This is a genomic window from Paenibacillus sp. 7523-1 (assembly GCF_002276415.1).
In the GTDB taxonomy this organism is placed as follows: Bacteria; Bacillota; Bacilli; order Paenibacillales; family Paenibacillaceae; genus Paenibacillus; species Paenibacillus illinoisensis_A.
Map to the genome: position 1 here is coordinate 125,624 of NZ_NPBR01000006.1, position 22,771 is coordinate 148,394.

General features: G+C 47.7%; 19 protein-coding genes. 4 read left to right on the forward strand and 15 right to left on the reverse strand.

Features of this window, described 5'->3' with window-relative positions; all coding sequences use genetic code 11:
* Positions 1-111 precede the first annotated feature (111 nt).
* From CHH60_RS08205 to CHH60_RS08240, 8 genes are all read right to left on the reverse strand, one after another.
* Positions 112-1,734, reverse strand: a complete 1,623-nt coding sequence (locus tag CHH60_RS08205) for a response regulator (protein WP_095358773.1) — start codon at positions 1,732-1,734, stop codon at positions 112-114.
* 70 nt (positions 1,735-1,804) lie between these two features.
* On the reverse strand, positions 1,805-3,571 hold the full coding sequence (locus CHH60_RS08210; protein ID WP_095358774.1) for a sensor histidine kinase: 1,767 nt from the start codon (positions 3,569-3,571) through the stop codon (positions 1,805-1,807).
* 306 nt (positions 3,572-3,877) lie between these two features.
* Positions 3,878-4,576, reverse strand: a complete 699-nt coding sequence (locus CHH60_RS08215) for a hypothetical protein (RefSeq protein ID WP_095358775.1) — start codon at positions 4,574-4,576, stop codon at positions 3,878-3,880.
* A 131-nt stretch (positions 4,577-4,707) separates the two neighbouring features.
* On the reverse strand, positions 4,708-6,231 hold the full coding sequence (locus CHH60_RS08220) for an ABC transporter substrate-binding protein (protein ID WP_095358776.1): 1,524 nt from the start codon (positions 6,229-6,231) through the stop codon (positions 4,708-4,710).
* Positions 6,232-6,382: 151 nt separating this feature from the next.
* On the reverse strand, positions 6,383-7,291 hold the full coding sequence (locus CHH60_RS08225) for a carbohydrate ABC transporter permease (RefSeq protein ID WP_095358777.1): 909 nt from the start codon (positions 7,289-7,291) through the stop codon (positions 6,383-6,385).
* A gap of 18 nt (positions 7,292-7,309) precedes the next feature.
* Complete coding sequence (locus CHH60_RS08230) at positions 7,310-8,296, reverse strand: ABC transporter permease (RefSeq protein ID WP_176476010.1); 987 nt, start codon at positions 8,294-8,296, stop codon at positions 7,310-7,312.
* 197 nt (positions 8,297-8,493) lie between these two features.
* Positions 8,494-10,107 (reverse strand): response regulator transcription factor, encoded by a 1,614-nt coding sequence (locus CHH60_RS08235; protein WP_095358778.1) that lies wholly within the window; start codon positions 10,105-10,107, stop codon positions 8,494-8,496.
* A 4-nt stretch (positions 10,108-10,111) separates the two neighbouring features.
* Positions 10,112-11,908, reverse strand: a complete 1,797-nt coding sequence (locus CHH60_RS08240; protein ID WP_095358779.1) for a sensor histidine kinase — start codon at positions 11,906-11,908, stop codon at positions 10,112-10,114.
* A 402-nt stretch (positions 11,909-12,310) separates the two neighbouring features.
* Between CHH60_RS08240 and CHH60_RS08250 the strand changes: the two genes are divergently transcribed.
* Positions 12,311-13,750 carry a hypothetical protein gene (locus CHH60_RS08250; protein WP_095358781.1) on the forward strand — a complete coding sequence of 480 codons (1,440 nt, stop codon included), beginning with the start codon at positions 12,311-12,313 and terminating at the stop codon, positions 13,748-13,750.
* A gap of 14 nt (positions 13,751-13,764) precedes the next feature.
* Here the strand turns inward: CHH60_RS08250 and CHH60_RS08255 are convergent, their stop codons facing one another.
* From CHH60_RS08255 to CHH60_RS08265, 3 genes are all read right to left on the reverse strand, one after another.
* On the reverse strand, positions 13,765-14,361 hold the full coding sequence (locus CHH60_RS08255) for a DUF4269 domain-containing protein (RefSeq protein WP_176476011.1): 597 nt from the start codon (positions 14,359-14,361) through the stop codon (positions 13,765-13,767).
* Between the two features lie 20 nt (positions 14,362-14,381).
* Positions 14,382-14,588, reverse strand: a complete 207-nt coding sequence (locus CHH60_RS08260; RefSeq protein ID WP_095287993.1) for a YwbE family protein — start codon at positions 14,586-14,588, stop codon at positions 14,382-14,384.
* 127 nt (positions 14,589-14,715) lie between these two features.
* Positions 14,716-15,186, reverse strand: coding sequence for a hypothetical protein (locus CHH60_RS08265; RefSeq protein WP_095358783.1), 471 nt, complete (start codon positions 15,184-15,186; stop codon positions 14,716-14,718).
* A gap of 159 nt (positions 15,187-15,345) precedes the next feature.
* On the opposite strand from CHH60_RS08265, the gene CHH60_RS08270 reads away from it, so the two are divergent.
* Together CHH60_RS08270 and CHH60_RS08275 are read left to right on the forward strand one after the other, a co-directional pair.
* Complete coding sequence (locus CHH60_RS08270) at positions 15,346-15,981, forward strand: efflux RND transporter periplasmic adaptor subunit (RefSeq protein WP_095287931.1); 636 nt, start codon at positions 15,346-15,348, stop codon at positions 15,979-15,981.
* A gap of 9 nt (positions 15,982-15,990) precedes the next feature.
* A complete protein-coding gene (locus CHH60_RS08275; RefSeq protein ID WP_095358784.1) occupies positions 15,991-17,532 on the forward strand; it encodes a DHA2 family efflux MFS transporter permease subunit in 1,542 nt (513 codons plus the stop codon).
* Between the two features lie 78 nt (positions 17,533-17,610).
* On the opposite strand, the gene CHH60_RS08280 is transcribed toward CHH60_RS08275, so the two are convergent.
* The 3 genes from CHH60_RS08280 to CHH60_RS08290 form a co-directional block, all read right to left on the reverse strand.
* The gene (locus tag CHH60_RS08280) at positions 17,611-18,375 is read right to left on the reverse strand and encodes a polysaccharide deacetylase family protein (protein ID WP_095358785.1); all 765 of its coding nucleotides are present in this window, start codon (positions 18,373-18,375) and stop codon (positions 17,611-17,613) included.
* 67 nt (positions 18,376-18,442) lie between these two features.
* Positions 18,443-19,381, reverse strand: a complete 939-nt coding sequence (locus CHH60_RS08285; protein WP_095358786.1) for an aldo/keto reductase — start codon at positions 19,379-19,381, stop codon at positions 18,443-18,445.
* A 117-nt stretch (positions 19,382-19,498) separates the two neighbouring features.
* Entirely contained in the window at positions 19,499-21,523 is a 2,025-nt protein-coding gene (locus tag CHH60_RS08290; protein ID WP_095358787.1) for a Na+/H+ antiporter, read from the reverse strand.
* A 210-nt stretch (positions 21,524-21,733) separates the two neighbouring features.
* Between CHH60_RS08290 and CHH60_RS08295 the strand changes: the two genes are divergently transcribed.
* Complete coding sequence (locus CHH60_RS08295) at positions 21,734-22,033, forward strand: hypothetical protein (RefSeq protein WP_095358826.1); 300 nt, start codon at positions 21,734-21,736, stop codon at positions 22,031-22,033.
* 88 nt (positions 22,034-22,121) lie between these two features.
* On the opposite strand, the gene CHH60_RS08300 is transcribed toward CHH60_RS08295, so the two are convergent.
* Positions 22,122-22,604, reverse strand: a complete 483-nt coding sequence (locus CHH60_RS08300) for a MarR family winged helix-turn-helix transcriptional regulator (RefSeq protein WP_095358788.1) — start codon at positions 22,602-22,604, stop codon at positions 22,122-22,124.
* Between the last annotated feature and the right edge of the window lie 167 nt (positions 22,605-22,771).

A 22,771-nucleotide genomic window follows, 5' to 3' on the forward strand; every position in this document is an offset into this window, starting at 1 on the left:
CAATCGTTTTGGTTACCCTTTCATTATAGGCCTGCCAGGCCTTTCAGCCTATGTCACGAAAACAAGATTTCTGCACCTTTGACAACCTATATATTGGAATGGAGGATGAAATTATGCCTGGTCACGGAATTCATTCGGCGTCATGCCGTAGTGCTTTTTGAACATTTTGCTGAAATATTGCGGATTTTGATATCCAAGTTCACTCGTAATCTCGTAAATCTTCTTGTTGCTGTTCTTCAGCAGATACAGCGCGCGTTCCATTCGCATGCGAATCATGTAGTCCCCAAGTCCTTCGCCGGTTTCGGCTTTGTAAATCTTCGACAGATACACGGGATGCAGGTATACCTTGTCGGCAATCATCTTCACGGACAGATCCTGACCCGTATCTCGGGTAACCATCTCCTGAACCTGCTTGATGACATGTCTGCGGCTCTGGGTTCCCGCCTGATCAGATAGCTCTTCCTGCAGCTTCGCAAGCATTTCCGTAGCCCAGCGTCGCAGCCGTTCGGGAGATTGGATCAACTGATGTGCCAGCAGCAGGTCAAAGCCTGCGTGATCGATCTCGTGCACCAGATGACCCTGCTTGTGTGCGATATACATGAACGCATTGGTCACAGACAAATACATTTCATACACGTGCTCTCTGGACAAACACACCCGCTCTGCCGCGTCAAATACAGCATTAAGCTTGCTCGCTGCAGCTTCCCACTGCTTCGTTTCGAGCAACTGGGGCAAAACAGGAGGTTTATAGAGTTCTTCCAGCGCTTGGGCTGCATCGTTTTCCATCCGTTGGGACCTATCATTATCCATGAAAATGATCTTGTTCTCTTCCGGTCCAGAAAGGACAAGTGATCCCAGACTTCGGCGGTAGGCCGCGGTCATTTCTTTAAACGGGAATGGCGGTGTAACCACCATGGACAGATCGCCCTGCAGGTAACGAATGACATGCTCCCGGAAAGTATTCACGGGTCCGGTCAATGTCTCCTGGCTCATGGATGCTTCCTCCACCCGAACCTGATGCTGTAGAAACATGACCAGACATTCATGCGGCCCTCGTCCAAACCAGACTCTGAATTGGTCTCCGAGAACTTCCTCTGCTATGTTGCCTACCGCGAAGTCCATCAGGTCCAGCGATTGCTGATCCATGGAAGAGAATCGACCTGTAAGACGAATAAGGAGCATGACCACCGGTTCTTCGGGCTCAAGTCCAATCTCATATTGCTGCAGCTGTTCGCGAAGCGCACGCGTTGTAATTTCACGACCAAGCAGCAGATCATGCATCAGATTTTCACGCAAAATTTTATAATCCGATTTCCGGCTGTACAGGAGCCTATGATATTTATCAAACTCATCCCACTCCCCGCGAAGAGACGTGATCGCAGCAGAGACCGAAGCCATAAATTCCTCATCATTCACGGGTTTCAGAATATAATCGGATGCCTGCAGTTGAATTGCCTTTTTGGCATAATCAAAATCACTATGCCCGGTCAGCAGAATACAGCGGATATGAGACCATCTGCTGCTCACCTCTTCAATCAGGTCCAATCCGCTCATACCGGGCATACGAATATCGGTAACGACGATATCTACCGCATTTTCCTCCATGACCTCGAGCGCTTCCTTACCGGACGCTGCACGAAGCACCGTCGTTACTCCGAGTTCTCCCCACGGAATGGTCATTTCCAGACTCTCCGTTACATACGTTTCGTCATCCACCAGCAGTATATCAATCAACGTTCGTCACTCCCTGTCTGCTACATGTGCAATATATTTTCACTCTCAAAAAGCAATCAATGGTTGTTAATCACTCTGCATCGGCACTTACTTCTTCCTCATCTATTTCATCTTCTGCTGGCCATGACAAGGCGACACAGAGACCCCCCAGTGGAGATTCGGTTATGTGAATGCCTGCCTGTTCTCCATACCGCAGCTGCAATCGTTGATTCACATTCCACAGACCACAACCCATATCCTGATCCATCGTGCCCCTGAGCTTGTCCAGCAGCTTATCCCGCTCCTCGCTGGCCATGCCCTGTCCGTCATCTTCGACCTTTAGAATCATGACACCATTCTGCTTTTCTCCGGATACCCTGATCTCTCCAGCATCTGCATCAGCTTCAATGCCGTGAATGACCGCATTTTCAACCAAAGGCTGCACGATAAGGGGTGGAACCTCCTGCCTCATCATGCTGTCTGGCAGATCAATGCGATAACGAATCCGATTCATGCGCATCTGCTGGATTTCGAGGTAACAGTTCACGAATTCGATTTCCTCGTTCAGCGGCACAACATCACGTTCCTGTCTGGTTGTATAGCGATAGTATCTGGATAAATTGTGTGACATGGCTACTACGGCATCCACACGTTTCAATTTCGCCATACTTGTGATAAAAGAGAAACAGTTATAGAAAAAGTGCGGGTTAATCTGGGATTGCAATTGCTTCAACCTGGCTTCACGTACGTGAATCTGTTCCAGATACACATGCTCAAACAGCTGCTGAATCTGTTCCACCATGGAGTTGAATCGCTCGGACAAAAAGCTGAATTCATTCCGGCCCTTGGGCTTAATTCGTACCGAATAATCTTCCTGCTTCAATCGCTGGAATCCGCGAATAAGCTGCTTCACAGGTACCTGTACCTGAACGTACAACAGATAGGCGGCCAGGAAACTCATGCCGAGCAAACATATCATTGAGGAATAAAAAAGCACATTCGATTGATGAATGGGTTTCAATATATCGGATAACGGCATATAATCCACCAGATACCAGCCTGTCGTGCTGGATTTGACCGTATTCACCATGTAAGGTTCGTTGTCAATGACCACCGTTCGATTGTCCACATCCTGAAGTGTATGAATCGCCAGCTGGTCCATCAGCCGATTGGTCAGCTCACGATCCGAGGTTCGGTTATAGATGACACCGGATTCCTCTCGATAATAGAAGGGATCATGTCTTCCATCGTCCTTGAACTTGTCCAACATATCCCGAATGTTATCACTGTCGAATTCCAACTTGATAATGGTCTCTGCATTCACAGCGGGGTCCTTAATCCCATACGGAGAAGCAGTAATCCAGCTGAACATGAATTTCTCATCTTTCCCGTCCACAATCTTGCGGACATCCCAGCCCGAAACCATACTTTCCCTAAGTGCCTGCTTGTCATAAAAACGGGCATCCCGTTCGGAGACAACCCTGCCCATGGAAGGGGAATATAAATATAATTTCGTTGTCCAGTTCGACGAACTTTCCTGAATACTCAGCTTGTTCTGGATCCGCTTGACCAGATTGATTGCATCAAGGTCAAAATACCGACTATCGGTATAAATCCGGCGGAAGCTCGCAATATCCGGATCATGGATAAGAAGATTAGGCCAGGACGATAACAGCTCAATGTGCGTATTCACCTGATTTTGAAAAAACTCAAGCTGGTTGCTATTCGAACGATTCAATTCATCCCTGAGTACAGCCGTCGTTTTGTGATTCGAATACCAATAGAGCAATACAACGGGGATCAGCATAATCAGGATCAAGATCACCATTTTGGAAAACAGATTGGTCCGGTATGACATTATTCATCTCACCTTGTCTAAAATTGTCGTGACATTAATTGTAATGATGTAAACGGTAAAAACAATCACTTTTTTTATCCACGCAGTTCTCTGCCTTTGCCCATTCACCAGACTCAATCAAACCGGCTCATTTATAGCGTAAGCGTTACCATATTGAGGATAAAGGTCATAAAACCAATATTTCTGCACTAATTGCAACTTCCACAACACAAAAAAGCCAGCCTATTGGCCAGCTCTTCGCGGATAACATCGCTATTGCATGCTTCTTGGAATCTGATTCTATATGTATGTGTTCCTTGCTGAAACTTATGGTATGGCATAATCAAATACAATGTTCTGACCTTCTACCTCTACATCCAGCACAATATCCCTAAGTTTTCCCCTTACTTGAAGCGGTGACTGTGCAGAACCTGAAAATGCAATTTTGCCGGTGAACGTGCCATGAGGCATGATCTCGAGATGGACCGGCTGGAGTTCAACGGACTTCAGAGCTTCGTATAAAGGATCATCCTTCTGTCTGTAACTTCTCGCCAAGTCGGGTAAAAGTACAGCTGCGACGGGCTGCCTGCTATAATTTTTAAGTGTGAGATCACAGCTTACTCTTGTATTTCCATTCAGAGCCACTTCGTACATGCAGGAGCTACCATTCTGAAGATAAGATAAACTATGGATGCCTGTGGAACCCCATTTGGCGACATACATCACCTTATCTGTTATGTAGGAATAACTTAAAATAATGACCACAACGATCAGCCAGAGCTGCCTTGCGAGCCGAGGATACGAAGACTTTATTTCTTTGCGGGTTAGATAAAAACTGCATCCTAATATACCTAGTCCTATAAATAACGTAATATGTACACCGCTCATGTACGCCGTGGTATAGGGGGATAATCCTATTTTGGATAACATCCGATCTCCTACCGAGTAACCGAGGTGGTGATTAAACGTAAAAATGATTGCAAAAAGCAGCAAAATCGCAGAGAACGCTAATTTCGTCCTCGACACAGGAACACCCCCTATTTAGCCACCTGATTATATCATAATTTTCCTAATTATGGTGTACAATCCATATCAAAAAAATAAATCAAGGCATCTTCGACTATTGCCGAAAACACCTTGACATAAAAGAAGTATCGTTACTTGGCCAGGAATGCGTCGAGCTGTTCCTGTTTGGCTGCAATGATTTTATCGATACCTGCGGCCTTCAGCTTCTCCAGATACTTGGGAATCATTTCGTTTGGATCCACTGCTCCGGATGTCATGCCTGGTTTGAACTGTTTGTTTACGTTATTAACCGCTGCTATTTCGTTTTTGACGGACTGGCTGTTGAAGGTAAAACCAAGTGCAGGAGACTTGACTCCCTTGGCATTAAACTCCTTGAACTTCTCCCACTTCTGAGGATCTTCATTATCCCAGAGGAAGTTCAGGAACTGGTTACCAAGCTGCCATTGGGCACCAGGATTATACGTGCGGCTGTTCGCATCCACGCCTTCAGGCAGCGTGATAATATTGTCCTGACCATCCTTTTTCACATAATGCTTGCCTTCGATTCCGAAATTCAACAGATTATTGATTTCCTTATCCGAGTGGAGCAAGTTGATGACCTGCATCGCTTTTTCCGGCTGCTCGGAAGAACGTGAGATTGCCAGCATGGCACCGGAAGCATCACCGGTTGTGATGGTCGGCTCTGTCATTTCAATCTGAGTCAGCGGGTATCCGACGTACCCTTCTTCTTCCTTGTCCTTCCCCGGTTTCATGCCGTCCGTCCACATAAACGCCTTGCCTGCCTTCGCCTGATCTTTCGGGAAGACGTTGGAAGTTGCCGCATCGCTATTGATGTATCCCGCTTGATACCATTTGCGTGCCAGTGCAGCAGCCTCCTTGAATTCAGGTGTCTCCACTTCGTTCAGCACGGTTGTTGTGCCAGCTGTCTTGGAGATGACTCCAGGTACGGATGCATCACCGAGGTAATCCCAATCCAGATTCTCCAGCAGTCCGTTACCATTGGTGTTCGACATATAGAATGGAGTAACGGCTGGTTCGTTTTCCTTGATTGTTTTCAGCAGAGGCTCCAGATCGGTCCACGTTTTTACCGTGGTCAGGTCAAGTTTGTATTTATCTGCGAGATCCTGGCGCACCAGAACACCACGTGTTGCTGCCAATTCCTTGTTTGTCGGAACGCCGTAGTTTACACCATCAACCTGGGAACCTTCCAGGAAAGCAGGGTCCAGATTTTTTTTGATATCCTGCCCATATTGATCAAGCAGGTCATTCAGGGGCAAGAATGCACCTTTGGCCACGTTGACGGTATAGTTCTGCCATGCCGCCGTGAAAATAATATCCGATTTTTCTCCGGAAGAGATCATCAGGTTGAGCTTGTTATCCCACTGTCCCCAGTCGATTGCGTTAATCTTGAGCGTAGCTCCGATCTTGGGCTCCATTTTTTTATTAATCTCAGCTTCCACCAGTGCCACGTCTTTCTGTGGTGTCCCCGGGTAGTACAGCGTTACCTCATATGGTTTGGCTGCATTTTCCCCTGAACCTCCGTTTTGTGCCCCTTGCGTTGTTCCGCCTTGGTCTGATGAACATCCGGCAATCACCAGGCTGAATGCCATCACGGCTGCCGTAAGTCGCGTCCATACCTTCATTGATTTGATCAACTGAACCCCTCCCAATAATGTTGAACTTTTGCGCACACGATTTCCCCAATTCGCATGTAACCCGGATCTAACTCAGATCCTTCACTGCATTGTATATATGCCCTTTCATTCTATCTTGGGATCATCCACTACCCCGCTGACCGGGACGGAGTTAACCCTTCACAGCACCCACCGTCAGACCTTTAATGAAGTACCTTTGGAAGAACGGATAGGCCAGCACAATCGGACCGATGCCCACGACAGCCATCGCCATTTGCAGCGTTTTGTTAGGAAGATTCAACAATCCGCCCTGTGATGAAATCTGTGAAGAAACATTGGAGTTGGATGTTAAATATTGAATATCGAGCAGTGTTCGGTACATGAGGTACTGAAGACTGATCGTCCGGTTATCAGAGATAAAAATCATACTGAGGTACCAATCATTCCAGTAGTTCAGTGTGCTGAACAATGCCACGGTGGCCATAACCGGTAAGGAGAGCGGTAGAACGATCCGTGTAAACGTTCGGAGCTCACCTGCGCCATCAATCCGAGCCGATTCAAGAATGGATACCGGAATGGAATTGGCGAAAAATGTCCGCATCACCAGAACGAAGAACGGTGATAACAATAACGGCAATATCAAGGCCAGAATGGAATTTTTCAGATCCAGGACATTGACGTATACGAGATACCAGGGAACGAGCCCCCCGTTGAACAGCATTGTGAAGAAAATAAAGAAGGCAAACCATCCGCGGTAGGGCAAATCCCTTCTGGAAAGCGGGTAGGCATACAGTGCAGTCAACGCCACGCTGGTAATGGTACCTACCACCGTCACGATGATGGAAATGCCGTAGGAATGGATAATCTGATCCATATCCTTGAACAGAAACTCATAGGCGGTGAGGCTAAACTTCTCGGGGATCAGCTTGTATCCGTTCGCAATGACGGTTGTCTCGTCCGAGAAGGAAATGGCGAAGACAAGCAAAATCGGAACGATGCAGGCTATGGCATAGAAAATAAACATTGCGTGTATAATGGACGCGGAACGCCGCGATACAGCAAGTGGGTCACGAGATTTCACAGCAGACTTGCCTCCTTTCTAAAATAATGCATTATCTTTATCCATTCTTCGGACGATCGTATTGGATACAAGCACAAGTACAAATCCGACAACAGCTTGATACAGTCCAGCCGCAGAAGACATCCCAATGTCGCCGCCAATGAGGAATGTGCGATAGACATAGGTATCCAAAACGTTCGTTACAGGGAACAATGCCCCCGATTCCAATGGAACCTGATAGAACAGACTAAAGTCCGCATAGAAGATTCGGCCGATCTGGAGCAAGGTCATGATGACAATGAGCGGAACGAGAAACGGAACCGTGATAAACCGGATCTGATGCCACTTGCTTGCTCCGTCCAGCACGGCGGCTTCGTAGTACTCCTCATCAATACCTACGACAGCTGCGAGATAAATGACGGCATAGTATCCGATGTTTTTCCAGGTGTTCACAATTGGCAAAATGTACGGCCAATACTTCGGCTCCGAGTACCAGTCAATGGGCTGCCCGCCAAAGAGCTGCAGGATCGTCGAGTTCATAAAACCCGAATCCTTGCCGAGAAACGCCAGAACCAGATAGCTAACCACGATCATGGACAAGAAGTAAGGCAGGAGCATCAAGGATTGATATAGCTTGGACATCGCTTTGTTCTTTACTTCATTCAGCAGGATCGCAAGCCCTACCCCCACAAACAGATTCAGCGCAATAAATACCGTGTTATACGCAAGTGTGTTGCGTGTGATCTCCCAAGCATCACTCGTGGAAAACAGGTACTTGAAGTTATCCCAACCGCTCCAGGGACTGCCCCAAATTCCGTCGGCGTAATTCACATTTTTGAATGCAATCAGGACGCCGAACATCGGCATATAGTTGTTCACCAGCAGAAACAGAATCCCTGGCAAAAACATGAGATACAAGACTTTGAACTTACCAAGATTGTACAAAACAGACTTTCGCTTGCGGACTGATCTATCCGGTATATCCGCTACCCGTACACCCTTGCCCGCCTGGGGTTGTGTCTTCATAACCTCTTCTCCCTCACTCCTCTTGATTTCCTTCCTCAGGATGAAGCACCGCTGTGTATCCTGTGGTTCAAGTATAACCGCGGGGAACTCTGGCCCAATATCGGCTGTGGTGACCTTTTCACTTATCAAATGATGACATTGGCATGATACCAAATAAAATAAAAACAAAATAAAAGACGCAGCATGCTGCGTCAACGCTAGACCGTTCTGGACTGTTTACGGAACTCCTGCGGCGTAATGCCCGTGCACTTTTTGAACATTTTCGTGAAATGGGAGTAGTTATAGTAACCTACTTTGCCGGCAATATCGGTGACCTTTACGGTGGATTCAGACAACAAGGTTTTGGCTTTGTCTACCCGCCGCTGCAGGATAAATTCAGAGAGAGACATTCCCTTCTCCTTCCGAAACAGCCGGGACAGATATGCTGGATTGAAGCCGGCAAACGATGCCAGTTCCTCACGCATCAGATCTTCACCAATATGATTCTCGATATAAATGCATAGTTGGTCCACAATCGTCATCGGACTGTGATCATCCGGATACAGGATCGGAATGACACGGTCAATCAGATCTAGGGACCAAAGTTTTAATTGCGGCAAGGAGCGTGTAACCATACTTTCTTCAGGCTCACGTTCACCAGGATACAGACTGCGTACGGATACATTTTTCTGATGAAGCAGGGGATAGACCACATGCAGCATGGCATGATAGAACAGGCGCAGAATCTCAGGAGATAACTGTTCCTGGGCAGCCAGCAGCTCAAATATTTCTTCAACGCGTTCACGAAGATCATCCACTTTGCCGGTTTCAAACAAAATTGACAACTCCGAAAACCAGGGAATTGGCAGAAATCGGTCCTCCGGTTTCTTTCCCTGCTCATCATATACGAATACTCCCTCAAGCTCCCTGATATTGCGTCGCTCCATATCCATCAGTTCATTCAGCAAACCCTGCAATTCGGTTATAGCCACGGGTGCACCTACGTAACAGGACAAGCGGCAGTAGAAATAAGTCCCACATTCCCGAATATAAAGCTGACAATTCTGTGCCACCTGGCTAGCAGCAGGTACGACCCCATCCTTTTCATACGCAAGTACAATATTCAGACCGCTATGGTCCTGAAATACTTCTCCTGGCCGATCCCCAAGGATCATCTCCCTCGCTGCATTCCGAAGAGCATATTCCAGTACCTCCTCATCACGCAGATCGAATTCCCTGACCCACTCCTCTACCGAAATGACAATCGGCAGAATGCGGGCGTGCGGGTCGATCTCCGCACCATAGACTTCGGCCAGCTCTTTCAGTCGTGGCCTGGTTAGAGTGACGCGCTGGGAAATGGCATCTTTCCAGAACCGCTCCGTCAGCAGTGGTTTGTGGGTTTGCCAGCGCTTGTATACCGACTCATATATTTCATTGGTACGCGAACGCTGCTCTCCAGCCTTGAGTTTATCTACGGCCTGCGTAACCACCTTAAGAAGTTGATCAGCCTGGGCAGGTTTTAGCACATAATCGAAGCTGTTTAACTTGAGCGCTGTTTGGGCGTAGTCAAACAGGGCATGACCTGTCAGAAAGATCGTCAGGATGCCCGGAGCATGCTTCAATACCCAGCTCTGCAGATCCAGACCCGTCTCTCCCGGCATTTCAATATCAGAGATCATGATCGAGATAGACTGGCTCTGAAGCACCATTCGTGCCTCTTCCGCATCACCCGCACTAAATACCCGATCGATGCCGGCCAAACGCCAATCAATCCCTTCTACCATGGCCTGAAGAGCATAAACCTCATCGTCCACGATTAATAGATTTCGCATCAGTTCAAGCTCCCCCTTCTTCCTCTTCCGTTTGGGCGGGCAGATACAGGATCACTGCCGCTCCGCCAGCATTCAGGTTTTGGAACTCCAATTTGGCTGATTCATCATATTTCACTAGCAAACGGTGAGCAACGTTCCAAATCCCGATGTGCTGTCCACTTGGGTCTTCGGCATACTTCCCCCGCTGGAGACGCGCAAGCATGTCTTGTTCGAAGCCGACACCGTTATCCTCTACCGAAACCCTTAATATAGTGTTGTGCTGTATATCTTCAACCTCAGAATGTGGACTGGATAACGTTTTCGTTAAGTTGGCTGAGATGCGTATGACAAATGGTTCCGTACGCCGCCTAAATCCATGAATAATGGCATTTTCCACAAAAGGCTGGAGGGTTAAAGGCGGCAGTACAAAATGACCAAGACCTTCATCCACGTCCAGAGAAAAATCCAATTTGTTCGGGAATCTGAGCTTTTGAATCTCCAGATAGTGATGAATGTGCTCGAGTTCTTCATCCAGCCGGATAACGCGTTTGCCTGCCCGGAGACTAAACCGGAAATAATCGGCCAGATGTCCGGCCATCTGCTGGACTAGTTCATGTTTTTGCAGTGAAGCCAGGCTATGAATAATGTTCAGGGAATTCAGATAAAAGTGAGGGTTGATCTGCATCTGAAGCTGCTTGAATTCGGCCTCTCTGGTACGCAGCTGTTCTTCATAGACATCGATTTTCAGATGCTGAATCTGGCTGGTCATCTGATTGAAGCTGTGAGTGACGAACTCTAATTCCGATGAAGTCGGCGGATCAAGTCTCACGTCGAGCTCTCCACGACTGACCCGTCTCATCCCTTTGATTAAAGTATTCATAGGTCGAAACAGCAACTGACGCAGGAAAATCAGGGCCGTGATCAAAATGACCGCTGCACCAATAGGCAGCAGGCGGATAATCTGTTGAAAGAACGGCAGGTTGCGCAGCATATCCTCTTCCGGCAACAGGACAATATAGTTCATGTCGGACATTGCCGAAGGCAAGCCGAGCATCAGGTACTGCTGTTCATCCCCCTTGGATGTAACCTCCGATATGACCTGGTAGGGATTCTCCAGGCCGGAGAGATGTGCTGCAGCCAGCTTGATCTGCGCCGAGCTGAGGGCCGAACCGGACAGCGCTCCCCCATTGTCATCCACGATAACGGCACCTCCCCGTTCACCGGATTCAGTGAATTGTTCGGGATGGTTCAGTGCATTCATATCCACAAGCGCACCAGCGTAGAACTGCTGATTAATTCGGACCGTTTTGACCAGTGCATTCCATCCACCACCGTGAACAATGCTCCATTCTGGCCGCTGAGTCTCATCATTCAATTGCGTCATCTGTGCAGGCATGCTCTCCCGGACGAGTGACATTTTGACGTCATAACTGCCCGAAGTCGCCAGCAGCAGATCATCATTTACCGCATCATACAGAAAGAAGGAATCAATCAGATTGTAGAATCCGATATCAGTCATGAATTTGTTCATGATTCGCTGTTTCGCAATGATATAGTCCCCGCTGCCGTATTTCAGGAAAAAAAGCGAAATAATATCCGGGTCCCGCTCGCCCAGACTGTATAAGTACCGATTAGTCTCCTGCAGCACTCGCTCATTCTGCTCCACACTCTTCGCCAGATGATTCATGTTGGTTAGGGATACTTTGTCCCTGACGACTCGAATTGCATAGATATTGTTGTAATACAACAGCAGAAACAGCGGCAGCATGATCAGCGTCAAGCCAACCATGAATTTGAAGCGCAGTGAACGGATAAAGTTCATGGATTCCCGCCCTCTTATTCTCAATGTTTTTATATGACCATTCACACTGTAAACGTTATCAAAAATAAACAACTTACTATTCTGTTTCTATTCCGATCTGCTGTTAAATTTCCATATTTCTTCCTTAACGGCGGCATGTTCATTGTAATCATGCTTATTACGTGTTGTATATATGATGAAGTGACTTTTCTCTGTCAGCTCTGGTGACCTGATCACGTCGTCATTCGATATGTACCGTCTAATCAATTCTCCATTTTCAAAAAAATTCCTGCTGGTTGTCACACTCACACGTTTTACACAAAAAATAAAGCCTTCCTGCCCTCCTCTTCTCCATGAACGCCCGGTCCTGACATGCATACGATATATCACGCCTTAGGACTAAGGTGGAAGGAGGTATGCGGTGTGAATATTCAATTGGTACCGTTACATTATGTATATCTGGCTTTTATCGTGCTCATTGTGGCTGTCATGATACGGCGCCGGGATACGATGATTATCTGTGTTGCCGGGATTATGACGATTGGATTACTGGCAACAGAGACGTTAAGCGGTGCGGTGTCAGGAATCTTTAATAGTTTTGTATATGCTGCCAAAGAGCTGCTCAGCACGATCTTTATCATCTCGATCATTGTCGCCATGAGCCGGGTACTGATTCGCACAGGTATTAATGAAGTCATGGTTGCTCCACTAACCAGGTTCATTCGTTCTCCTCAGGTGGCCTATTGGGGAATTGGGCTGATCATGATGACGGTCTCCCTGTTTTTCTGGCCTTCGCCAGCGGTAGCCCTGGTCGGGGCAGTTTTGCTTCCCGTCGCCGTTCGTGTAGGACTTCCACCCATTGGTGCTGCCATCGCAATGAATCTTTTCGGACATGGAATCGCCCTCTCGGGGGACTATATCATTCAAGGAGCTCCCAAACTTACGGCAGATGCAGCTGGCCTTCCGGTTACTTCCGTCATGACGGCAAGCATACCGCTGGTCCTCGTGATGGGCGCAGTATCCACACTAACGGCCTTTTGGATGTTACGAAATGAGATGAAAAGTGGCGTCAGCACTCAGATGCATTCTCCTGTCCCAGGTGAACCTCTAATTGAGGCTTCTTCTCCTTCCGAAACCTTACCGGGTGCCGGGGTCGTACCTGAACAACAACGTCAATCGATACCGATCCGATTACAAAAGGCATTCGCCATACTTATTCCATTGTTATTCACAGTGGATGTGATTCTGATGTTTGTTCTTAAGCTTCAGGGCGGGGACGCTACAGCCTTAATCGGAGGTACCGCCGTACTTATCCTCATCACGGTCACTCTCGCAGCACATCGGCATGAAGGCCCTGAAGAGACAACAAATTATTTAATTGAAGGCTTTCAGTTCGGCTTCAAAGTATTCGGTCCCGTTATCCCTATCGCAGCTTTCTTTTATCTGGGGGACGCAGCCATCACCGAATTGTTTAGTAACCCTCTACCCGATGGATCACATGGTATAGTCAATGATCTTGGTGTTGCTCTTGTGGGGCTGGTTCCCTTGAATGATACGGTAGGTGCGATCACAATGACCTTGATTGGAGCCGTTACGGGAATGGATGGTTCGGGGTTTTCAGGGATATCCCTGGTGGGGTCCATCGCTTCGATGTTTGCCGGCACAGCAGATTCAGCCCCCGTATTAACAGCACTCGGTCAGGTTGCTGCCATCTGGGTTGGCGGTGGCACCTTAATCCCTTGGGCTTTGATTCCAGCTGCTGCTATCTGCGGAGTCAGTCCATTTGAACTGGCGCGTCGCAACCTGAAGCCGGTACTGCTTGGTTTAACGGCCACGACGATCGTCGCCATCTTCTTACTATAATTCGTGTAATCTTTTTACGTATTTTGAAAAGAAGTACGCTGCCTTGCCCAGAGCCATAGCTTGTGCCTGCTCCAATCGGCTAGATGCAGCAGCTCCACATAAGGGTCACCCTGTAATCCGAGCACTGCGGCAAAGGCTGGCTCTGTCTTCAATCCAACCGATTTCAGTCTGCGGATCTCGGCATGACCTTCGGCACCCCAGAGCTGCAGCAGCTCCCATTCGACTAACATATGAAGGTAGGCATTTTGTTTATTGACCGGCAACGATTGGGCGTAAATCTCCAATGGCCAACCCTCAATCTGAAAAGAACAAGTCAGGTAGGCACTAGGTATATCCATACCTAGCCCCGTTCCGCGTTCACACGAAAAACGCCCCATTCCGCTAAAATGCTGAGTCACTACCATCTCGAACGCGTTCAGATCAGGAGCTTCACACAATATATCAAGATCACTGCCAGGAATGTCTATATCAATGGGTACGGTTCCTGCCGGATAAGGGGTATATGTCTCCAAAATGGAGAACAAATCACTTTGAAGAAGCACCCGGTAAGCATCCCGCTGCCGTTCGTTCCCGGATGCCAGATGTGCCAAAACCTCAGCAGTTGTCTTCATGAATTCTGAGGCAGCCGAAATCATTCTGCTGCTCCTGTAATCACCTGTTTTACACGACCAACTTGCCCACTTGTCAGACGAACCTTGATGCCATGGGGATGCGTGGGTGATTTGGTCAGCAAATCCTTGACGATTCCCCTTGTCAGTTTACCTGTAGGCTGATCTTGCTTCAGTACGATATCCACTTCCAGCCCAGGTTTAATGTTCACTCGTTGTTGTCCGTTCATAATTCATTCCTCTCCTTCCTCTTGCAACGTCAATCCATTCAGCTATGTTAGAGCAAAGCTTCATCTATTGTAAATCTTTTGGATTTAAAACAAAAGCCATGCCCGCTGCATGGAAACGTGCAGATCCTTATTTCGGATCTGAGTCCGGAGGGGAGGATTTGCTCTTCATGTCCCGCAGAGCGGACCGGTAGACCTCATCCGCACTCTTTTCTATTTCATTAGAGGTGGACTCGACTGGTTCCTCTTGGGGTTCAGTTGGTTTGCGAAAATGAAGCAGAGCTTGACGGTACTCACTATCGATTCCTTTTGTTTGAGTTTCCTGCTTCTTGGCTTGGTGGCTCACTTCAATCTTGTTTTCCCGTAATTCCGTTTCCGTCTTCGTCTCTCTTGGTCCATCCGTTTCCGTATAATCCACCGGGTCTGACGAATCCAGCAATTTTTCCTCTGTCTGATCGTCCCCCTGCAGAAGGACAGGCTCTCGTTCTGTCTCAGCCGTTTGGGCAGCCCTGGCTTCTGCAGCTCTGCGGGTCGATCTTGAGTTAAAGATCATGAGAAAAATAATCCCTAGTACAACAATTACGGCCAATATAATCAACATCTGAGCATCCTCCTTGTCATCGCCTGTGGCAACTTATCAATATATTGGTTCCCCAATCTGCGAATTATATTTCATGTTGTTTCGTATAGAGCAGCAGAGTACCGGGAATGCTCCAAACAGGATTGTCAGCAGAAGAACATATTAGGAGGAATGATCCACATGAACTCTCGTGCCATATTGATCAATATCATTGTCATTCTGGTGATTTTGGGGGCAGGTGCCGCAGGCATATACTACTACAACCAATCCACCAGCTACGTCAAGACGGATAATGCGTTAGTCACGGGTCAGCCCATATCCATTGCTTCCACCGTTAGCGGCGAACTCCAAACGTGGAAAGGCAAAGTAGGTACCTCGTACAATCAAGGGGATACGATCGGGACCGTCTCTGCAGGCGGTAAATCAACTCCAATTACCATGCCTGTTGCCGGCACCGTTGTCCAGGCGACCGCAGTGGAGAACTCATTGGTTTCTGCCGGTAATCCACTGGCTAGAGCCTATGATTTTAATAACTTGTATGTGACCGCGAATGTGGAAGAAACCGTCATCGACAAAATCAAAAGCGGACAAATCGTTGACGTATACATTGATGCATTTCCAGATACCACACTAACAGGTAAAGTAGATCAGATTGGGCTTGCTACGGCTTCCTCTTTTTCCCTACTGCCGTCGTCCAATACCAATGCCAATTACACCAAAGTTACGCAGGTTATCCCGATTACCATTACGATTGAGGGTTACAAAGGTTTGGGTGTTGTCCCAGGCATGAGCGCCACTGTGCGCGTTCATATATAAGGTCTGCCGATGGATAATCAATTGCCGCTCGGAAGAACCATTGCCGTCCTGCTGCTCGGCGCCTTTATCGCCATTCTGAATCAGACTCTGCTTAATGTGGCGATCCCCCATCTGATGAATGATTTCAACGTCTCGGCAACAACAGTGCAATGGCTATCGACTGCCTATTTGCTCGTGAATGGGGTGCTCATCCCCATAACAGCCTATCTGATTGAGTCATTCGGGACACGTAAACTGTTCACCACAGCGATGCTGCTGTTCACCGTTGGCTCTGCCATCTGCGCAATCAGTCCGGGATTTACGGTCATGCTGATTGGACGTATTGTACAGGCCAGTGGTGCCGGCATTATCATGCCGCTGGTCATGAACGTATTTTTAACCGTATTTCCTCCCGAAAAACGGGGAACAGCGATGGGAACCATGGGGATCGCCATGATGTTTGCTCCAGCTATTGGTCCTACCTTGTCAGGCTGGATCGTGGAGCACTACACATGGCGCATTCTGTTCTACATGGTTATCCCGCTGGCTTTGCTCGATATCCTGTTTGCTTTTCTCTGGCTGCGAAATGTTTCCAAGCTCAGTTCTCCCAAATTCGATGCGTATGGCGCGCTCTTTTCAACGATCGGATTCGGATTTCTGCTGTATGGATTCAGCTCTGCCGGCGACAAGGGATGGAGCAGTGCAATTGTACTGTTGACCTTGATCATCGGTATTCTGTTCATCACGTTCTTTGTTCTCAGGGAAACAGCAATGAAACATCCCCTGCTGGAGTTTCGTGTGTTTAAATACGATATTTTCACCATCTCCACACTGGTCAGTGCTACCATCAACATGGCACTTTTCGGGGGGATGCTTCTGTTACCCATCTATCTGCAAAATATAAGAGGATTTTCCCCTCTGCAATCGGGACTCTTGCTGCTGCCAGGTGCACTGCTGATGGGGGTTATGTCACCCATATCAGGAGCGCTATTCGACCGGATCGGCTCCCGCCCACTAGCCATTGTAGGCTTGCTGATCACGGCATTCTCTACCTATGAATTCAGCAAATTGACCGGGGAAACGCCTTATGGTCACATTATGATGCTGTATACTCTTCGGAGCTTCGGCATGTCCATGCTGATGATGTCCGTACAGACCGAAGGCCTAAACCAGTTACCCCCTCATCTGACCAGTCACGGTACAGCCATGTCCAACACGATAAGGCAGGTAGCTGGCTCGATTGGAACAGCCCTGCTGATTACCGTTATGGCTACACGTTCAGGCATTCATTTGGCTGACTACAGCAATACGGTCACGACAACCAATGTGCCCCTGACTGAACAAGTCGGGCTCCTGGGTTCGCAGATGGCTGCCGTAACAGGCGTGCCGGCTGAACAGGGTTCTACACTGGCGTTACAGCAGCTATACGGTATCGCAGTTCAGACCTCGACGATTGAAGGCATTAACGATGCCTTTATTGTTGCCACCTGGATTTCCATTATTGGTTTGCTCCTGTCGCTGTTTCTGCGGCGGGCAAGAGCCCGCCCTCGTGCGGTGAAGACAGAACAATAATCTTATTCGGAAACATAACAAATGCCGCCGGTCTCTCCTAAGAGAAAACCGGCGGCTTTTACTATTGTATTAGGAGCACTATTTAAAGGAAACGCCATCCTTGCCTGCTTCTTTTGCCTTCATCGCAAGCAGTTCCGATACAGTGACGAAACGGTATCCCTCTTGCTGAAGCTTGGGAAGAATTGTTTTGAGCGCAGCAACGGTCTGATTCCTTCCATCCACCTTGTCATGAAACAGAACAATATCCCCATTGCGTGCGTTTTTCAGCACCTTGTTCGTAATGGCCGCTACCCCAGGAGAAGCCCAATCCCGGGTGTCCTGATGCCATGACCATAACACAATGGTATAACCTTTTTGTTTTGCAACATCAATGACCATGTCATTGTAAAATCCTCCGGGTGGTCGGAACAGCAGCGGACGTGGGACACCAGCATCCATAATGGATTGCTCGGCAGCCACCATATCCTGCGTAAACTTGTCCTTAGCAGTGGATTTAACCGCATAAGTGTGTGCATAAGTATGATTGGCCACTTCATGTCCTTCATGCTGTTCCTGCATGACCAGCTCAGGATACTTTTCCGCCCATTTACCCAGTACGAAAAAAGTGCCTTTAGCTTGGTACTGCTTAAGCAAGGCCAGAATCTGCGGGGTCTGTACCGGGTCAGGACCATCATCAAAGGTCAACGCAATGAGCTTGTCATGGGTAGGGACCTCCCAGACAATCTCTCCTCGTTCCTCGTAATATTGACGATTCTTCTGTACCGGCTTCTCATAGGCAGAACTGGTGCCTAGCATGAGAATCAGGGTGAACAATCCGATCGTTCGGGCTGCCTTCAGGTTCATGTTTAAGTCCTCTCTTTATCGTCAAACGTAAACTCCCTGTTAGCATTTCCCGAAATGCCGGAACTATTTAACGGAAAATCTGGTCAATCACTGCGATCTCCTCGGCAGACAACGTTACATCCAAGGTTTTCAGATTGTTGATGACCTGCTCTGGTTTCTTCGCCCCTGGAATAAGTACATCAATCGAAGGCTGAGTCAGATACCAGGCCAGCACGAGATGTGCAACTTCGGCATTTTTGGATTCGGCAATGCTGCGGAGCTGTTCCACTTTGTCCAAATTGCGGATAAAGTTTTCACCCGTGAACAGCGGATTTTTGGCCCGGCCATCCTGGAATGTCGTATCCCGATTATATTTACCACCCAGCAGTCCGGCTGCCAGCGGAAAGTACGGAACAAAAGAAATTTCATGCTCAGCCGTGTACGGAAGCAGATCTTTCTCAGCCTCTCGTTTGAACAAATTGTATTCGGATTGCAGCACATCCACATAACCATCCCGGTTCGCTTCACGCAGCTGTTCGATGGAGAAGTTGGATACACCGATCGCGCGGATTTTGCCATCGTCTTTCAGTTGTTTTAATGCACCTACTGCTTCATCCTTTGGTGTCTGCTCGTCCGGAAAATGGATATAGAACAAGTCAATGTAATCTGTCTGAAGACGTTTCAAGGCTTCATCCACCGAGGCTTTCAGAAAAGCAGGAGAGTTATCCATCACCACGTTGCCATCCACGAATTTGTGGGCTGCCTTGGTGGCGATAATGGTTTCTTGACGCTGCCCCGTTTCCTTAAGCACCTCTCCAATTAAACGCTCTGAATGTTCAGGTCCATAGATGAAAGCCGTATCCACAAAGTTAATCCCCTGTTTCAGCGCTGTACGAACCACTTCCTTGCCCGTCTCATCGTTCAGCATATCCGGGTAGATATTATGTCCCCCTACTGCATTTGCCCCGAGTCCAATCGGGTTAACGAGCAATTCGGTTTTCCCCAAGCGAGTCTGTTGCTGTGCCATAATTCATCCATCTCCTTTTCCTGAGCGTTGGCTAAATGGTTATCATAAGTAGTTCTTCCTGCGGTGAATCCATTATATCAGAGTCATATTTACATTTAAAATATCGGATTTATCGGATTAGCTATTTTTCAGTACGGTCGCTTCAACATCATTGATAAATCGGCGCAGCTTCGCAGCCACGTCTCGATTGATCTCTCCATTCTCATACAACTGTTGTACCGTGTTCCGCTGCTCTTGAATGGCTACCATTTGCAGCTCAAGCTTCTCCTGATTGAACGGATCTTCGGTCTTCCCCTGATTCCAGCTTCTGAGTCTGGCGATCACTCGCTCATACTTGGCAATCACGGACAGAGCCACAGGCCGATTGCCATCGTTCATATGAGCCCGTATGGCTTTGATAGCCGCTTCCGAAGTACGAAGCTTAACCTGACGAAACTGATCTGCATTTTCTAACATGAACGGCTGCTCGGGCTTCTCCGAACGATTCGTAAACAGATGACCGAGCACGCGTCCGATCTCACTAATGGAGAACATCATCTGCGTGTTGGTGCGGTTAGCCAGCATCATTTCCTTACGGTCCAGCCAGCTGTTACATTTAAACGCCGCTTCGGATGCAATGACGTTCTCATCCATCATACTTTCAATTTCCTTGCGCTCCGCACGCGTGCCAATCAGGTTAATGGCCGTTTCCTGCTTCATGATGTCCTTGCGTTTGCCCGCTGTCATCTGTCCTGCAGCCTGCCTGATGTATTTCGATAAATCAGAGACTACAGCAAGTGCAGCAGCTTTGTTCTCGTCGGTCATCTCGGACTTGACTGCCCGAATGGCCGCATTAAGCATGATGTCCTGTGCCTTTCGTTCTGTCGTTTGCTGAGAGCCAGCAGCAGCCTTTTCATCATTCTTGGCGAGTACTGGCAGAAACACGCTTGCAGCGATTAACGTAAACAGAATAACTCCGGCTGCCAGAAATATGATCAAATCCCGTTCCGGGAAAGGGGAACCGTCCTGAAGCACATACGGGATGGAGAATGCACCCGCAAGGGTTACCGCGCCTCTCACACCCGACAGAGAGATAATGGTCATCTCTTTTAACCTTGGTTTTCCAATCGGGGACTTCTTGCGGAACCACTCATTCCCCTGCCAGAACAGATAGATCCAGACAAAACGAAGCAGTAACAACAACACGGATATTAATCCTACATACCCCAGAACTTGCAAATTGTTAAAGGTTACATTCTTAAAGATTGTATTCAGCACATCCGGAATCTGGACACCCAGAATCACAAACACCAAACCATTCAAAATAAATAAAATAACGGACCATGTGCTTGCAGAGACCACCTGCATCTTCAACTGAACCGATTCCGTTCGGTCACGTTCAATGGCATGGATAATACCTCCCGCCACAACGGCCAAAATGCCTGAGACCCCAATTTCTTCACTCACCAGATAAATAACGAATGGCGTAAGGATCTGCAGCAGCATATGCACAGTGACGTCCTCCATACCCAAACGCCGGATCCATACACCGAGCCGAATGAGCAGGAAGGATAATAGCGCACCTACCAGCAGACCACCAATGGCAATGATGAGAAAGCTGAATGAAGCCTCCGCTAACGAGAAAACGCCTGTAACCGTTGCTGCTATGGCAAATTTAAATGCAACCAGGCCGGATGCATCATTCATCAATGCTTCGCCTTCGAGGAGTCTATGTATGCTTTTGGGCAGATGTACACGCCCTGCCATGGCGCCAACGGCAACCGCATCGGTCGGGGACAGGATGGCCGCAAGAGCAAAAGCAGCAGGCAGCGGGATAGTTGGAATCAGCCAGTGAATGGCATAACCAGCCACAACTACGGTAACAAAGACCAAACCGAGTGCCAGCAGCAGAATGGGAGCCCTTAAATTCCACAGTTCATGCCTTGGTGTTCGTTTCCCATCGTTGTATAACAATGGCGCGATAAAAAGTACAAAAAACAGTTCCGGATTCAATGGCAGATGTACCCCTGCAGGAAGAAGCGCAATGGCTACCCCGAGGACAATCTGAATGAGCGGAACCGGGATAAAAGGTACAAACCGGTTCAGGATGTTCGATAAACCGATGAGTACCAGCAATACAAGTACCGCAATAAACAATTCCATGATGGTAATCCCTTTCCCTAAATGAAGTAATAAATCCAATTGGAGTAGTCTTATTTTAACATATATCCGTTTTTGTTATAAAAATGTTGTCATATCCATTCCCCCGATAGCGAAGATAGGTAGCTCAGAGTAACAATTCAGTTTGGATTTGTTTATAAGATGTTACAATATGCTCAGGACAATACCCGTTTGGAAAGGAACTTGGTATCTATGGCATTTGGAATTAATCGGCAGGAGTTGTCAGAATGGAAAGACCGTGTATCACGCGGCGAACTTGCTTATCTTACTCATTTTTGGATAGACCCGCGTTTTCCGGGCATTACAAGCGTAACCAAAGTAGGCTGCTCGAATCTGGAACGCCTTGAACAATGGTGTCTGGAACATGGTCTTGATCCGCGCTATATCCATCGACGTCAGCCTTTTCCCCATTTTGACCTGCTTGGACAGAAGCAAAAAGAAGTTCTGATTGAAATTGGCCTAATAGACCACATTGAACGATTCCATCTGTAATAATCAGCTTAAAACATGAAAAAACGTCAGCCTTCAACATTCGTCCCAACCCGGGGCGAACCTTGAAGACTGACGCTTCAATTCCATTTTAACGATGTGTTTGTTCCAAAACCTTCATTTTTTCGAGCAGCTTCAGTTCAATTTTCTTAAGCATGCCTATCATCTGCTGCTGTTCTTCTTCCGTAAGCGCTTGTAACAGTTCCCATGTCATACGTCCACGGTTTGCAGTCAGGGATTTGGCCAGCTGCTCTCCATCTTCCGTCAGGGATAACCACACAATTCTTCGATCCTCTTCACTGCGTACCCGCTGAATCAACCCTTCACTCTCCAGCTGATTCAATACAATGGTGGTAGCGCCGGATGATAAGCTGAGCTGCCTCGCCACATCGACAGCCATACAGCGCTGTTCCCTTAAAAGCATGCCCAATATATGACTCTTAGTCGGATTCAGTTTGCAGTTTGTTTCTGTTTTCTGCTGCTGGTCCAATACCTTATTTTTATATCTGAAGAAGGCCTCCAACAATTGATCAATGTTTGCCAATTGAGAGTTTTGCTCCGTATCCAGGCTCATAAACGTTCCTCCTGCCTTTCATCATAACCTTCCTAACATTGTAACATATTTGTACTTTTTTGTTTGTGAAAAATACGCTTGCTCCTTGGATCCATTGTTGTTTGTAAAGTTCATGCTTATTTTTGCGATACATGTGACAAGCTACCTCATAGCATGATAAATGATGC

What these genes read in the sequence shown, in the direction of transcription:
- CHH60_RS08270 (WP_095287931.1), top strand. Translation starts at nt 15,346, where the DNA reads ATGAACTCTCGTGCCATATTGATCAATATCATTGTCATTCTGGTGATT.
- CHH60_RS08260 (WP_095287993.1), bottom strand. Translation starts at nt 14,588, where the DNA reads ATGAACGGACAACAACGAGTGAACATTAAACCTGGGCTGGAAGTGGAT.
- CHH60_RS08275 (WP_095358784.1), top strand. Translation starts at nt 15,991, where the DNA reads ATGGATAATCAATTGCCGCTCGGAAGAACCATTGCCGTCCTGCTGCTC.
- CHH60_RS08280 (WP_095358785.1), bottom strand. Translation starts at nt 18,375, where the DNA reads ATGAACCTGAAGGCAGCCCGAACGATCGGATTGTTCACCCTGATTCTC.
- CHH60_RS08295 (WP_095358826.1), top strand. Translation starts at nt 21,734, where the DNA reads ATGGCATTTGGAATTAATCGGCAGGAGTTGTCAGAATGGAAAGACCGT.
- CHH60_RS08290 (WP_095358787.1), bottom strand. Translation starts at nt 21,523, where the DNA reads ATGGAATTGTTTATTGCGGTACTTGTATTGCTGGTACTCATCGGTTTA.
- CHH60_RS08300 (WP_095358788.1), bottom strand. Translation starts at nt 22,604, where the DNA reads ATGAGCCTGGATACGGAGCAAAACTCTCAATTGGCAAACATTGATCAA.
- CHH60_RS08265 (WP_095358783.1), bottom strand. Translation starts at nt 15,186, where the DNA reads ATGTTGATTATATTGGCCGTAATTGTTGTACTAGGGATTATTTTTCTC.
- CHH60_RS08210 (WP_095358774.1), bottom strand. Translation starts at nt 3,571, where the DNA reads ATGTCATACCGGACCAATCTGTTTTCCAAAATGGTGATCTTGATCCTG.
- CHH60_RS08255 (WP_176476011.1), bottom strand. Translation starts at nt 14,361, where the DNA reads ATGAAGACAACTGCTGAGGTTTTGGCACATCTGGCATCCGGGAACGAA.
- CHH60_RS08230 (WP_176476010.1), bottom strand. Translation starts at nt 8,296, where the DNA reads ATGAAGACACAACCCCAGGCGGGCAAGGGTGTACGGGTAGCGGATATA.
- CHH60_RS08235 (WP_095358778.1), bottom strand. Translation starts at nt 10,107, where the DNA reads ATGCGAAATCTATTAATCGTGGACGATGAGGTTTATGCTCTTCAGGCC.
- CHH60_RS08285 (WP_095358786.1), bottom strand. Translation starts at nt 19,381, where the DNA reads ATGGCACAGCAACAGACTCGCTTGGGGAAAACCGAATTGCTCGTTAAC.
- CHH60_RS08240 (WP_095358779.1), bottom strand. Translation starts at nt 11,908, where the DNA reads ATGAACTTTATCCGTTCACTGCGCTTCAAATTCATGGTTGGCTTGACG.